This window comes from Peribacillus alkalitolerans, assembly GCF_010882125.1.
GTDB lineage: Bacteria > Bacillota > Bacilli > Bacillales > DSM-1321 > Bacillus_BN > Bacillus_BN alkalitolerans.
This window is the reverse complement of record NZ_JAAGVZ010000005.1, coordinates 167,221-180,925: the sequence shown is the minus strand read 5'-3', so window position 1 is coordinate 180,925 and position 13,705 is coordinate 167,221. Positions and strand designations below refer to the sequence as shown.

Below are 13,705 nucleotides of genomic sequence, written 5' to 3'. Positions count from 1 at the left end.
TGGAGTGGAAGGCGCTTGACTTCTGGGGGATTAGCGTTACAGGCGAGACCCCGCAGGAGCGGTAGCGACGAGGAGGCTCGGCGAACGCCCCCCGGAAAGCAAGCGCCTGGAACGGAAATCAACCTTTTCCCCGACAATACCTATCAAAAATGACAAAAGGTATCGGAGAGCGTGCTCTCGATACCTTTTCTCTATTTATAAAGTAATGGAATACATAAAAGAGATATCGTCTAGGTTCTCCATAATGGAAAACATCTCTTCTCTAAGTGGTTTATCAAAGGCCATAACCATTATGGCCTCCCCACCAACCTGTTTTCTTCCAACTTGCATCGTAGCGATATTCACACCATGATCTCCTAAGATTTTCCCGACTCTTCCGATGACTCCAGGCTTATCTGTATGCTGAATATACAAAAGGTTGCCAACTGGGTTGAAATCAATATGGAAACCATTTAAACTTACGACACGTGGACCATAATTCTCAATATAAGTTCCTTTTAGTTCAAAGGTTTTTGTATCACCTTTTACTGTTACAGAAATGCAATTTGAATATCCGAACGTGTTTTGTGATATTTTTTCTCCAATCGTTATTCCTCTTTCTTTAGCTGTCAGTATTGCATTTACTTCATTTACAGTTGCATCCACTCTTGATTGAAAAAAGCCTGAAAGTAAGCTTTTAGTTAAAATGGAGGTATCAAAATCCATGCCGCTGCCAGCGTAGGTCACAGAGATTTCGTGTATGCCTTCTTTCATACATTGTGAAACAATTGATCCTAGTTGTTTCACTAATTGATAATAAGGCTGTACCTTCTGGAATAGTTCTTTTGAGATAGCAGGCAGGTTAATACTATTGGCAACTGGATTCCCATTCAAATACTGTAAAACCTCTTGGGCCACCTGGGTTGCCACGTTCAGCTGTGCTTCTTTCGTCGATGCTCCTAGATGAGGTGTGACGATGACTTGATCAAGCTCTAACAGGCTATTATGAATGGCAGGTTCTTCTACGAATACATCAAGCGCAGCTCCTGCGATGTGGCCCTCAACAATCAGTTCATATAAATCCTCTTCTTCAATGATTCCACCGCGTGCACAGTTCAAAATATAGACACCTTTTTTAGCCGTTCGGAGGTTTTCTTTATTCAATATACCTGTTGTTTCTTTGGTCAATGGGGTATGTACGGTAATAATATCGGAGCTTTTGATTAGGTCGTCCAGAGATAATAGAGTAACGTTCAATTTTTTTGCACGGTCTGCTGTTAAAAAAGGGTCATAGACTTGGACATCCATTCCGAATGCCTTAGCTCTTTTGGCGATTTCTCCTCCGATCCTTCCAAATCCAACGATCCCTAATGTCTTTCCATTTAATTCTGTACCTGTAAAAGAATTGCGCATCCATTCTTTGTTTTTCAAAGACGAATGGGCTTGAGGGATGTGTCTAAGTAAGGATGCCATCATAGCAAAAGTATGCTCTGCAGTTGAAATGGTATTTCCGTCAGGTGCATTCACTACTACAATCCCATTTTTTGTTGCTGCAGCTACATCTACATTGTCAATTCCAACACCAGCTCGGGCAATGATTTGTAGCTTTGGCATTTTGTTCATCAATTCTTCAGTTACTCTGGTCGCACTACGGACTAAGATGGCATCCATTTCATGTAGTTCCGACTGTGCTTCATTGACTGTCTTTTGAATTAATTCAATTTCTTTAGCTTCTAATAAAGGATATAATCCTTCAGGCTTAATGGAATCAGCGACTAATATTTTATACACTCCCAAACACCATCCTATTTTGACTAAATATTATAAATTTTTGTTTATTTTACATAAATAAAGTACAACTGTCAATTTAAGATGGACACCAATATATAAAAAACGAACAATTTATTATGAATTAGAAGATTTATTCGTGTTTGTTAAAGTGAGATATATTCGTATAAACTACATATAATAACAAATTGAAAAATCTTTTGGGATAAATTTGTTTATATAATTCAAAACAAATTTCTTCACAGATATCTCTATTTCTTATATAATCTTTATTGTAGTAAAAATTTAATAGTCTATCTTCGGGGCAGGGTGTAATTCCCGACCGGCGGTGATGAGGATGTTTCTCTAAGCCCGCGAGCCGTTTCTAATGGCAGGATTTGGTGCGATTCCAAAGCCGACAGTATAGTCTGGATGGGAGAAGGTGGAGGTTCAAAAACGTTTTAATTTTTATAAGTTATAACGTTTATTTGAATGTGCTTTTTTCTCCCTACAGAAAGTTCTATTCTGTAGGTTTTATTTTTGATGGGGAAAAAAGACGTGCAATGAACCAATCCTCTTTTCGTGGAGTAGACACAAAAAGAAGGAGAGAAAAGAATGAAGCAAGAAAGTAAGGTTAAGAAGTATGTAGCGATTGGTATGTTCAGCAGTATAGCGTATATATTGATGCTGCTAAATTTTCCTTTCCCTGGGTTGCCAAATTATTTATTAATCGATTTTAGTGATGTGCCAGCATTGATTGCCGCACTATTATTCGGCCCGATGGCAGGGATTTTGGTTGAACTAATCAAAAATATTTTGGACTATATCATGACAGGAAGTTCTACAGGTGTGCCGATTGGCCATCTGGCAAATTTAACTGCCGGATTATTATTCATCCTCCCAACATACTATGTTTATTCTAAGCTTCTTACAAAAAAGGGTATGACGTTTGGGTTGGTTGTAGGAACATTATCAATGGCATTGATCATGTCGGTGTTAAATTATTTTGTGATTTTACCAGCATACTCCATTTTTATGGGATGGGAAGCAATGTCGGCAAGTGCGACAAGACAGATGATTGTCACAGCTATTCTACCATTCAACCTAGTTAAAGGAATTTTTATAACGATTCTATTCATGTTGCTATTTTCAAAGCTTCAGCCTTGGATTAATAAAAAGTCCATGCTGAAGGGAGCTTAATATATATCTAAAAACCGTTTTCATTAAGGGGAATCCTTTTGAAGACGGTTTTTTTGTGGGTAATAAATATAGGCTGTTTTCGTAAACTTTGTTGCTATTTAACAAGGGAGTGGTTGATTTCCGCTACAGGATACTCGCTTTCCGCGGGGCGGGCGGTGAGCCACCTCGGCGCTTTTCGCCTGTGGGGTCTCACCAGTCATTCTACTCCTACAGGACATTGAATAAGCATCCTTGAATTAACACCGCACGAAGGAAATGCGAATGCATTTTCGAGGATCTCGAACCTCGCAACTCGCACCAATCAACCTGTTTATTAACCGTTTTCTTTTACAAAACCAATTTATAAAACAACAATTTTTTAAAAGAGAGCCTAAATAAAAAAATAAAAATACCACCCGATTGGGGTGGTATTTCCGTCTAAGAATTATTCGAATTTCATTGCGTCGCCATCGAACGGTGCTTCAGCAACTTTAATGGAATCAGTAGGACAGCCTTCAAAAGCATCCATCATATCATCTAATAAGACATCAGGAATTTCAACAATCCCTTGGTTATCGTCTAGTGTAACAAACGCAATGCCTTCATCATCATAATCATAAATGTCTGGTGCAGCAGCACCACAAGCACCACAAGCGATACATGTTTCTTTGTCAACAATCGTGTATTTAGCCATGTAATAAATCCTCCCGCCAATAATTTTGTTTCCATGATTTCACATAAGAAACATTCTTTCTAACTTTATTGTAAATCTCATTATCAAACTTTTCAATAGAAAATCTATTGAGAATGCTTATCACATAAGGGTTTTATAGATATTCACCTTCTTAGTTATCGATGACAAAATTCAATTTTTCTCTACAAAATGTCCCTTAATTTGATAAAATGTTGTGTAAGATAAAAAATAAAAAGTGAGTGATATAAAATGATTTCATTTATGGAGGCACTCATTTTGTCCATGCTTGTCAAAGTGAATGGAGAGCGCACGATCTATTCAATTTTTCACATATTGAATGGAAAAAAAAGCTTCCAAACAATCCAAGACAGCCATTTATATAGCATATCAAAATGGTTTGATACATCCAAAAACATGAATCGCAGAGATTTTGAAACGATTGTAACAAAATTACACAATCAAGGATTCATTCATTTTATTACCGACAAGAAACATGTCATTGTAAAGACTGAAGGTCAAAAAGTGTTAAATGAAACCTTTTCAAAAATGGATATTCCGAAATATATTGATGGGATTAGTCTTCAACGTCAAGCAAGGATCTTTTGGAAAAGACTGTCACTGTTTGTACAGGTTATTTCTAATATTAATCATCAAACTTCCATATATATTCCTATTCAAAGGGATTCAACTATCCAACATTTTGTGAAACAGTATCTTATGTCTTTTTCTAATCGCCTTACTATTGGAGAATGCTTGCATAGGGAATTATTGACACTCCTTCAACATTTACCAGAATCGCAGCGACATATATTCGTTTGGAAGCTGTCTGGCTTCCATAGAGCAGGATGGACCAATCAACAGATTTCAAAGAAACTTACAATGGATGAATGGCACATCCATTATTTATTCTTAAATACTCTTCACTATATTATTCAAGAGATTAAAAATGCGCCAACTCAATTTCCTATTTTATTCAACTTATGCAATGATCTATTTACAGAGCATTTAACCCATATTACAGAATCCAGCCAAGTGACTTATAGGATGTTAGAAAAAGGTTATGGAGTAGATGAGATAGCTGCTACAAGGGGCTTGAAAACGAATACGGTTGAAGATCACATTGTCGAACTTGCATTAAGCATTAGGGACTTCGATATATCACCATATGTAAGTCAAATAGTCTTTCAAGAAATCCTTACCATTTCAAATAGGCTAAAGACTAAACAATTGAAAGTGATTAAGCAAGAGCTTGATCATTTAGTAAGCTATTTTCAAATTAGGCTGGTATTGGCAAAAAGTGGTGGGGGATTATGAATTTATTGTCTTATTTAGAGCATCATTTTGGTTATAGCTCCTTTAGATATGGACAAGAAGAGACTATAGTTAGCTTAATTGATGGCAAAGATACACTTGCGATGCTTCCTACTGGAACAGGAAAATCACTTTGCTTTCAATTACCTGCATACGTTATGGATGTCAAAACAGTTATTGTATCACCATTAATTTCTTTAATGCAGGATCAAGTGGAACAAATGATGTCTAGGGGAGAGAAGAAGGTGGTCGCACTAAATTCTTTTCTTTCTATAGACCAAAAGTCTAAGGTACTGGAAACACTTCATCAATTTAAATTCATATTTCTTTCACCTGAAATGCTTTCAAATGAAAATATTATACGAGTTTTACAAACAATCGGAATTGGATTATTTGTCATTGATGAAGCGCACTGTATTTCTCAATGGGGATACGATTTTCGTCCCGATTATCTGAAGTTGGGAGAAGTTAGAGAAAAGCTGAATTTTCCATTAACATTGGCTCTGACAGCAACAGCTACCGAAAAAGTTAGAAAAGATATCAAAATGAGACTTCGAATTGAAGAGGGCAATGAAGTTGTTTCGACAGTGAATCGGCCCAATATAACCTTGCAGGTTGTAAACTGTGGAAATCATGCAAATAAATTAAAACAGTTACAGGAGTTAGTTGTCCAGTTGAAACCACCGGGGATTATATATTTTTCAAGTAAAAAACTAGCGGAGCAAGTAGCGAACCAGCTATCGAAAGACGATCTTTTAGTGTCTCATTATCATGGTGGCATGGAGCAAGAACAAAGAATATTAATCCAACAACAATTCTTAAGTGGTCAACTGGATGTGGTTTGTGCTACAAGTGCATTTGGGATGGGAATAAACAAAGAGGATGTAAGGTATGTTATCCATTTTCATATGCCTGGGGACCTTGAATCGTATGTTCAAGAGATTGGGAGGGCCGGGCGAGATGGGCAACAAAGCTGTTCGATTCTTTTATATGGAGAAGGAGACGAAGCGATACATACCCATTTAATGGATTTTGAAATACCAGGTAACTCTTCGATGGACCTATTTTTCGATTACAAGGAGTCAATTAAAGATTATAATGAAGTTGAGAAAAAGGATTTACTGTCTGATAGGATGAAACAATTAGGATTTAATGAAATTCAAGTTAGACTTATTGAATCATTACTCCAACAAACTAATGGTCTCTTTAATCAGAGGCAAATAATGCTTGATTACATGAATGAAAGAAGAGCAATTAAACTTACAAAGCTCTCAAACATGCAAAATTGGGTACATAGTGAATCCTGTAGGAGAAAAAAGTTATTACAATATTTCGATGAAATATATCAGGACACACAAGAACCATGTTGTGATAAATGCGGGCATCCAATACCTGAATGCTTGTGGATTGGTAATGAGACTTTAATTGGAAAGCCGGATATCTTTAGGGAATGGGAACAAGAATTGGGGAAATTATTGTTGGAAAAGAGAAGCCATGAAAAATAAACAAGCAGAACTAATAAAACATCTTACGGATAAGCAGCTTTTAGCGAATGTTTTACTGACCCAAGTTTTAGTCTTAGTCGTTGCTGCAATAGTCGGTTTTTTTGCTTTTGACAGCTTCCAACAATTTTCTAGTTTGTTCCGTTGGGATTATGGTCAAATTTTGATTTTTGGCGGCCTATCAGGATTACTTATAGTTTCTATTGATATTCTCTTCATGAAGATTTTACCTGAACGCTATCACGATGATGGCGGCATCAATAAAAGGATATTTGGAAGTTTATCCTATCCGAAAATTATAACTGTCGCCTTTATAGTGGCAGTTGCAGAAGAAGTTCTATTTCGGGGAGTTTTACAATCAACGTTTGGTTTAATTTTGACAAGTATCATTTTTTCAATCGTTCATTATCGATATTTGTTCAATTGGTTCTTGTTTATAAATATAGTGTTACTTAGTTTTTTTATTGGCTTCCTATTTGAATGGACAGGGAATTTGAATGTCACGATATTTGCCCATTTTCTTATAGATTGTATTTTAGGAATAATCATCCGAAGATCAGCAAGCAAAGAAATGACACTAGAAGTGAGGGAAGATTAGTGGAAAGTAGATCGAATAAGCAACTTGATCAAGCTGATGGGCTACGTTCAGAAGTAGCAGGGATGAAAAGAAACTCATCATCGATGCCAACCAGAAGCGAATTACATGCAAATAAGAAGCAAAAAACGAAATGGAAAGTCAAATTCCCATTAATCAAGCTCTTATCATTATTTTTTATTTTGATTCCAATTACGATTTATGCCATCTATGCTGCAAATCACCAGGATGATCCATCTGCTGTTACTTCCATTGATGAAGTGCACGGTGTTGAGACCATTGAATTTAATGAAAATGAGGAAATTACTGAAACGGAAGATACGGATAAAACCGATAATCAGAATGAAACAACGACATCAGATTCCAAAACCCAAGCAAGTCCAAATACTGAATCGGATTCACAAACCTCCGAAGGTGCAGAGAGTTCAAGTTCAGAAGACGAACAACAGGATGGGGGCCTGATTAGTAAGGATTCCTCAGAAGAGGACTACAATATCGTATATCATGTTGTACAGCCTAAAGAGACTGTTTTTCGTATCGCTATGAAATATTATAAAACCCAAGAGGGAATCGAACTGATTAAAGAATGGAACAACCTTAAAGATAATAATATTGAGGTTGGACAAGAATTGAAAATACCAATAAAAAAACAATAATTAATTTTTATTATTCAAAGTTGAGTTTATAAAGTTCGTTACTTTTTTAGTGTAATTTACTTTGACAATCTGAGTTGATTGTAGTGGAAGGCATTTGACTCCTGCGGGAAATAGAGGGAAGTGGGAGACCCCACAGGCGGTAACGCCGAGGAGGCTCCCACCCTCCCCGCGGAAAGCAAGTGCCTGGAGCGGAAGTCAACGGGTGAACTTTATTGTCTAAAAGAGCCTTATTTAAAGATACCTCTTGATCATTTTCAGGTCTACATTGTAGGACAAGGTCATACAATGTTGTAAACTGTGAATGCTCCGGAGGTATTTTATATGGAAACGTCCGTTATCAAGCTAGAAGATTGGACTGACCAAGCAACAAAAGTAATGTTAAATAATGTGATTGAAAGAAAGAAGAAGTTTGACAAACTAAAAAGAAAACACTTTCAAACTAGTGTTTCGTCATTTATCCTTGGATTGCTTTTCATGGTCTACCTGTATCAATTCATTTTAAAGCCATATTCGTATTCATTTTTTGATATGTATTCCGTTTTCGTTGATGACTTTATGAATTTAATCTATATGTTAATAGTCTTTGGATTATATGGATATATGCTTTTCTTGAAAAAGAAATTAGATAAGGCAGAAACGGAATACCATGCACTTAGATGTGAAATCATCGATAGAAGCAAGGATTTATGGAAGCATGAGGACTCTTGGAAAAAAAGGCATAAAGTATATGAAATGATGAAGAAAAACTATGACATCAATCTATATCATGAAAATAAATAGTAACTGAAGGCTATAACTTTGTTGCTCAACGGACTAAATTTCTAATCTGAAAACTCCAATTCACGCGAAAAAAACTAAGTAAAAAAATATTTTAGAAAAAAAGGTAAATGACTCCGTTTGTTGAATACATTATTTAAGAAATAATACATAAACGGGGTGTACAATATGTTTGTTAAAAGTATTATGATCCCTAATCATAATTGCTATGTCATTAGTCATAAAGACACACTTATCAAAGCATTACAAAAGCTTGAAGAGCACAAAATTGACGGATTGCCTGTACTGGATGGGGAGAAATATGTAGGTATCGTGACTAGGTACGAAATCTACGAGAACTACTTCCAGTCTAACCTTACTAAGGACGAATTCCTAAATAGTACACTTGCTAGTGACATTGCCACGCATTCCGACAATTATCTAGTTGGGCAGGAACTTTTTGAAAATACACTGATAGAATTGAAAGATTTCCCATTACTTGCAGTTGTGGATGAAAATAAGAAATTCCTTGGTGTGGTAACTAGATTTGATGTTCTAGAGCAATTCCAAAGTGCTTTTGGTGTTCATAGACCAGGAGTCAGGATCGCCTTCACTTCAGTTGAAACGGAGGGACGTCTTGCAAGGTTGTCTGAAATTGCCCATCAATTCCATGAGCACATCATTTCGTTAGTGACTTTTGATGATACTGACAAACTTGTTCGTCGTATCGTGATGAAAATCGAGAAAAATCCTAATATAGATAAATTCACGAAGAAAGTGGAAGAAGCAGGTTTCAGAATTCTAGATATTCACGAAGATTAATTATAGCTGTTATGAAACTATTTTCCTCTCATACATTTGATATGGGAGGGATTTTTTTATGTTTATAAAAAGTGTGAAATTTCTTATTGGTGTTGTATGTGGTCTAGCGTTTATTAAGTGGTTTCCTCTTGAACTTCCTTTTTCATTAAATCATTTTTTAACAGAATGCATTCTAAATCCATTGGATTTCTTTGCTTCTTCCATCAGTTTTATCATCGGTTTCCTATGCTATGCCAGTATTTTAAAAGAAGGTTTTGTAGCGTTTGTAGAAATAATTAAGGATAAAAAAGGTCAGATGCGCTTACTTATTATTCCTATTTTATCTTTGGTGAGTTTTTACTTGTTATCAACTATGAGTGTGCTACATACTGCTTTGTTTTTTAGTTTTTCTATTCTATATGGTATTATTTCATTAGATTATTACAGCATTAGGGAAAAAACGGTTGATTAATTTTTAGGAGAGACACGATGGTTTATATCTTGCTTTTTTTGCTTTTTGCTATTCTGTTTGTTTTTTATATGTGGAGGACTGCCAATCAAAATAAGGTGTATTACAAAGAATTTTCATTCGAGCAATTTCCTTCAAGCTTTGGTGAGCTTAAGGTTTTTTTTATTTCTGATATCCATAAACGATTAGTTAGCGACAAGATTATAGATGAAGTTAAGGGTAAGATGGACATCATTATTATTGGTGGTGACTTGACCGAAAAAGGAGTGCCACAAAAAAGGGTAGAAGAGAACATCCGTAAATTGAAAAGTCTGGGGCCAACTTATTTCGTCTGGGGAAACAATGATTATGAAGGTGATTATCATTGGTTGGATGCAACATTGCTTCAATATGGGATTAAAATCCTAGATAATACATCCGTTATTTTCGAGTCAGAAAAAGGGGATGTTATCTCTTTAGTCGGAATTGATTATTTGGGTTTTCAAAAAGATAAACTGCCTTTAGCCTTATCCGATTCTATTGAAGGGTCTTTTCGTATTTTGGTTAGCCATCATCCTGGCATCATCAAAAAGATTAAAGAATCGGATAACATCCCGTTGATTTTGAGTGGACATACTCATGGAGGGCAGATAAGATTCCTAGGTTTTGGACCTTATGAAAAAGGTGGAATTAAAAAACAAGGAAATTCACTTTTGTTCACATCTAACGGTTACGGAACAAGTCTTGTCCCATTAAGACTTGGGGCGAAACCTGAAACGCATTTAATTACTATTAAGCATAAAAATGTAGGGTAATTGCTTGCAAAACCTATACAAAATTTACACAAAAACAAACGTTCAGTATACTAGGAAATAATCATGTTTAGTTTTGGAGGATTTGTATGGCTTTTACTGAAGGGAAATACAACATAAAAGCAGTTTCGAAAATGCTAGGTATTCAGCCGGGGACCCTCAGAGCTTGGGAACGTAGATATCAATTTATCGCACCTGTTAGAAATGATTCTGGGCATCGGCTATATACCGACGAGCATGTTCGGATCCTAAGATGGTTGATTGATAAAACAAATCAAGGTTTTACTATTAGTCAGGCAGTCACTCTCCTGGAAAGACAGGAAGTTTTGAGCCACACTTATATCCCGGAAGAGATGAATGGCGATCAAACCAAAAATATGAGTTCGGACTTATTGGATGCCTTACTTAAATTCGAAGAGAACAAGGCACACGAATTAATTAACCAAGCATTTGCGATGTTTTCGATTGAGAAAGTGGTTATCGATATATTAGGTTCGATCTTAGTTAAAATAGGCGATCTCTGGGAAAATGGTAAAATTACGACTGCCCATGAACATTTTGCATCCTCCATAGTAAGATCTAGAATTGGGTTTATTATGCATACGCTGCCACAAAACACTTTACTTCCTAAAGCAGTTGCTGTATGTGCACCCAATGAATCACATGAATTTGGCATATTAATATTTACTTTATTTTTACGAAGAAAAGGTTTTGAAGTGATATATTTAGGAGGAAGTTTAGAGACCAAGGATTTATTTACTGTGATTGATACTGTAAAGCCTAAGTTCCTGTTCATGTCTTGTACAATGAAAGGAAATGTGGACGATACTTTTTCCTTAGTTAAAGATCTTCAAAGTAAATTTACCCATCTGGAAATTGGTCTAGGCGGAATTGCAATGGAATATGCCACTGAGTTGGATAAAGAAGTCTTTTCAGACCAATTGTTAGGTAATGATAAAACCTATTGGGAAAAATGGTTAGCGTCTAAAATCAACTAAAGCATCGGTAGTTGGAAAGGCACCCTACATCTTCTTATACATAGGATATAAGAAGATGGAATCATCACAGGGGGCAATTGACTATGAAGCTTGAGCGGTTAAATTATAACAAAATAAAAATATTTTTAACCTTTGATGATTTAATGGAATATGGACTCACCCTAGATGATATTAAAGGACATTCCTTGAAAGTCCAAAAGATATTCCAATCTATGATTGAAGAAGCATGTGATGAAATGAATTTTCTGATGGTTGGAGCAATTGAAATTGAAATATTTTCATTACATGCCCAAGGATTAGTAATCATCGTTACTAGGGAAGATGATGAAAGCACAGAGGAAGAAGAATTTTTTGATCTCCATGTGAAAATGGGGGAGCAACCTCATATCATATTCTCTTTCAAGGAATTTGAACATCTGATTCAGCTTGCCCATCGATTAAATTCCATAGAGATAAATGCAGGTGCGGTCTATTGGTTTGAAGACAAATATATATTTTATTTTGAGGAAATTCCAATGGAAAAATACGATGCAGCGATTTCGCTTGCAGCTGAGTATGGAACCACCTCTACATTATCGTTATATAGAATTCAGGAATATGGAAAAACGATTTTCTCAAGTCATGCAATTTCGCAATTGTGTGATTTTTTCAAAAATATTAAATGAGTTAAAACCCCATCAAATAGTTGAAAAGATGGGGTTTTTTAATGTGTGAATGGAGAAAATAAAACTATATCGAGATAATAAAAAGTATGCATTAAAAAAAAAGTAAAACCTGTTAATTTTTCTTTGCATAAATTGCCCAAAGGTGTATACTATCTCTGAAAGGTGACCAAAATTGCTAATTTTAGATATGATTTTTTTAGGAGGTACATGAATGGTAGCCGATAAAGGTACGGATAATGCTAACCATGAAAAACATGATGTGCTGAAATCCACCCAAACTGTAATCCATAAAGCTTTAGAAAAATTAGGATACACAGAAGAGGTATATGAACTTCTAAAGGAACCATTACGTATGCTGACAGTGAAAATTCCTGTTAAGATGGATGATGGTTCAGTAAAGATATTCACAGGATTTAGAGCGCAACATAACGATGCTGTAGGTCCAACAAAGGGAGGAATTCGCTTCCATCCTAATGTTACTGAAAGAGAAGTTAAAGCGCTTTCAATATGGATGAGCCTTAAATGTGGTATTGTAGACCTTCCATACGGAGGAGGAAAAGGTGGGATCATTTGTGATCCAAGAAATATGTCCTTCCGTGAATTGGAAAGGTTGAGTCGTGGCTACGTAAGAGCAATCAGTCAGATTGTAGGACCAACTAAAGATGTTCCTGCTCCAGATGTATTCACTAACTCACAAATCATGGCTTGGATGATGGATGAGTATAGCAGAATTGATGAGTTTAACTCTCCTGGTTTCATTACAGGTAAACCACTTGTACTAGGAGGTTCACATGGTCGTGAAACTGCTACTGCTAAAGGTGTTACAATCTGTATTCATGAAGCTGCTAAGAAAAAGGGTATTGATATCAAAGGTGCTAAAGTAGTTGTTCAAGGATTCGGAAATGCAGGAAGCTTCCTGGCTAAATTCATGCATGATGAAGGAGCAATCGTTGTCGGTATATCAGATGCATATGGTGCGTTATATGACCCTAACGGTTTAGACATTGACTACTTATTAGATCGTAGAGATAGCTTTGGAACAGTCACTAAGCTTTTCAATAACACTATTACTAATAAAGAGCTATTGGAACTTGAATGTGATATTCTTGTGCCAGCAGCTATTGAAAACCAAATTACTGAAGAGAATGCTCATAATATCAGAGCTAAAATTGTTGTAGAGGCTGCTAATGGCCCAACAACTTTAGAAGCTACACAAATCCTGACAGAAAGAGGCATCTTGCTTGTTCCAGATGTATTGGCTTCTGCAGGTGGTGTTACAGTTTCTTACTTTGAATGGGTTCAAAATAACCAAGGTTATTATTGGTCGATAGAAGAGGTAGAGGAAAAACTAGAAAAAATTCTAGTGAAATCCTTTAACAACATTTATGAAACTGCCCAGACTCGAAGAGTGGACATGCGTTTAGCGGCTTATATGGTCGGTGTTCGCAAAATGGCGGAAGCTTCCAGATTCCGTGGTTGGATTTAATCCCTCAACAAGAAGTAAGTAAGAACATTTGCAATTTGTTTGAAATAATATAAGAT

General features: G+C 36.0%; 14 protein-coding genes and 1 riboswitch. Of the genes, 12 read left to right on the top strand and 2 right to left on the bottom strand.

Annotation, left to right across the window (positions count from 1 at the left end; genetic code table 11):
- Positions 1-195 precede the first annotated feature (195 nt).
- A complete protein-coding gene (serA, locus tag G3O09_RS08325) occupies positions 196-1,770 on the bottom strand; it encodes a phosphoglycerate dehydrogenase (RefSeq protein WP_163101034.1) in 1,575 nt (524 codons plus the stop codon).
- A 288-nt stretch (positions 1,771-2,058) separates the two neighbouring features.
- Positions 2,059-2,194: riboswitch (FMN riboswitch) on the top strand.
- Positions 2,195-2,361: 167 nt separating this feature from the next.
- On the opposite strand from serA, the gene G3O09_RS08320 reads away from it, so the two are divergent.
- On the top strand, positions 2,362-2,946 hold the full coding sequence (locus tag G3O09_RS08320) for an ECF transporter S component (RefSeq protein WP_163101033.1): 585 nt from the start codon (positions 2,362-2,364) through the stop codon (positions 2,944-2,946).
- Between the two features lie 424 nt (positions 2,947-3,370).
- On the opposite strand, the gene G3O09_RS08315 is transcribed toward G3O09_RS08320, so the two are convergent.
- Positions 3,371-3,619, bottom strand: a complete 249-nt coding sequence (locus G3O09_RS08315) for a ferredoxin (protein WP_163101032.1) — start codon at positions 3,617-3,619, stop codon at positions 3,371-3,373.
- Positions 3,620-3,901: 282 nt separating this feature from the next.
- On the opposite strand from G3O09_RS08315, the gene G3O09_RS08310 reads away from it, so the two are divergent.
- The 11 genes from G3O09_RS08310 to G3O09_RS08260 all read left to right on the top strand — a co-directional run bounded on the left by G3O09_RS08310 (position 3,902) and on the right by G3O09_RS08260 (position 13,649).
- On the top strand, positions 3,902-4,933 hold the full coding sequence (locus G3O09_RS08310) for a YpbB family protein (RefSeq protein WP_240338387.1): 1,032 nt from the start codon (positions 3,902-3,904) through the stop codon (positions 4,931-4,933).
- Complete coding sequence (locus G3O09_RS08305; protein ID WP_163101030.1) at positions 4,930-6,435, top strand: RecQ family ATP-dependent DNA helicase; 1,506 nt, start codon at positions 4,930-4,932, stop codon at positions 6,433-6,435. The genes G3O09_RS08310 and G3O09_RS08305 overlap by 4 nt, the downstream gene beginning before the upstream one ends.
- Positions 6,425-7,030 carry a CPBP family intramembrane glutamic endopeptidase gene (locus tag G3O09_RS08300; RefSeq protein WP_163101029.1) on the top strand — a complete coding sequence of 202 codons (606 nt, stop codon included), beginning with the start codon at positions 6,425-6,427 and terminating at the stop codon, positions 7,028-7,030. The genes G3O09_RS08305 and G3O09_RS08300 overlap by 11 nt, the downstream gene beginning before the upstream one ends.
- Entirely contained in the window at positions 7,030-7,683 is a 654-nt protein-coding gene (locus G3O09_RS08295) for a LysM peptidoglycan-binding domain-containing protein (RefSeq protein ID WP_163101028.1), read from the top strand. Before G3O09_RS08300 ends, G3O09_RS08295 begins: the two co-directional genes overlap by 1 nt.
- A 321-nt stretch (positions 7,684-8,004) precedes the next feature.
- Positions 8,005-8,463: a YpbF family protein gene (locus tag G3O09_RS08290; protein WP_163101027.1), complete on the top strand. Its 459-nt coding sequence runs from the start codon at positions 8,005-8,007 to the stop codon at positions 8,461-8,463.
- 165 nt (positions 8,464-8,628) lie between these two features.
- Complete coding sequence (locus tag G3O09_RS08285; RefSeq protein WP_163101026.1) at positions 8,629-9,261, top strand: CBS domain-containing protein; 633 nt, start codon at positions 8,629-8,631, stop codon at positions 9,259-9,261.
- A gap of 58 nt (positions 9,262-9,319) precedes the next feature.
- Positions 9,320-9,712, top strand: a complete 393-nt coding sequence (locus tag G3O09_RS08280; protein ID WP_163101025.1) for a hypothetical protein — start codon at positions 9,320-9,322, stop codon at positions 9,710-9,712.
- A 17-nt stretch (positions 9,713-9,729) separates the two neighbouring features.
- Complete coding sequence (locus G3O09_RS08275; RefSeq protein WP_163101024.1) at positions 9,730-10,503, top strand: metallophosphoesterase; 774 nt, start codon at positions 9,730-9,732, stop codon at positions 10,501-10,503.
- An 86-nt stretch (positions 10,504-10,589) separates the two neighbouring features.
- Complete coding sequence (locus tag G3O09_RS08270) at positions 10,590-11,498, top strand: MerR family transcriptional regulator (RefSeq protein WP_163101023.1); 909 nt, start codon at positions 10,590-10,592, stop codon at positions 11,496-11,498.
- 83 nt (positions 11,499-11,581) lie between these two features.
- Complete coding sequence (locus G3O09_RS08265) at positions 11,582-12,163, top strand: adaptor protein MecA (RefSeq protein WP_163101022.1); 582 nt, start codon at positions 11,582-11,584, stop codon at positions 12,161-12,163.
- 211 nt (positions 12,164-12,374) lie between these two features.
- Positions 12,375-13,649, top strand: coding sequence for a Glu/Leu/Phe/Val family dehydrogenase (locus G3O09_RS08260; RefSeq protein ID WP_163101021.1), 1,275 nt, complete (start codon positions 12,375-12,377; stop codon positions 13,647-13,649).
- Positions 13,650-13,705 lie beyond the last annotated feature (56 nt).

Bases quoted from the DNA above. Each gene is read 5' to 3' on its own strand.
- G3O09_RS08320 (WP_163101033.1), top strand. From the start codon at position 2,362: ATGAAGCAAGAAAGTAAGGTTAAGAAGTATGTAGCGATTGGTATGTTC.
- G3O09_RS08315 (WP_163101032.1), bottom strand. From the start codon at position 3,619: ATGGCTAAATACACGATTGTTGACAAAGAAACATGTATCGCTTGTGGT.
- G3O09_RS08310 (WP_240338387.1), top strand. From the start codon at position 3,902: ATGCTTGTCAAAGTGAATGGAGAGCGCACGATCTATTCAATTTTTCAC.
- G3O09_RS08305 (WP_163101030.1), top strand. From the start codon at position 4,930: ATGAATTTATTGTCTTATTTAGAGCATCATTTTGGTTATAGCTCCTTT.
- G3O09_RS08300 (WP_163101029.1), top strand. From the start codon at position 6,425: ATGAAAAATAAACAAGCAGAACTAATAAAACATCTTACGGATAAGCAG.
- G3O09_RS08290 (WP_163101027.1), top strand. From the start codon at position 8,005: ATGGAAACGTCCGTTATCAAGCTAGAAGATTGGACTGACCAAGCAACA.
- G3O09_RS08285 (WP_163101026.1), top strand. From the start codon at position 8,629: ATGTTTGTTAAAAGTATTATGATCCCTAATCATAATTGCTATGTCATT.
- G3O09_RS08280 (WP_163101025.1), top strand. From the start codon at position 9,320: ATGTTTATAAAAAGTGTGAAATTTCTTATTGGTGTTGTATGTGGTCTA.
- G3O09_RS08275 (WP_163101024.1), top strand. From the start codon at position 9,730: ATGGTTTATATCTTGCTTTTTTTGCTTTTTGCTATTCTGTTTGTTTTT.
- G3O09_RS08270 (WP_163101023.1), top strand. From the start codon at position 10,590: ATGGCTTTTACTGAAGGGAAATACAACATAAAAGCAGTTTCGAAAATG.
- G3O09_RS08265 (WP_163101022.1), top strand. From the start codon at position 11,582: ATGAAGCTTGAGCGGTTAAATTATAACAAAATAAAAATATTTTTAACC.
- G3O09_RS08260 (WP_163101021.1), top strand. From the start codon at position 12,375: ATGGTAGCCGATAAAGGTACGGATAATGCTAACCATGAAAAACATGAT.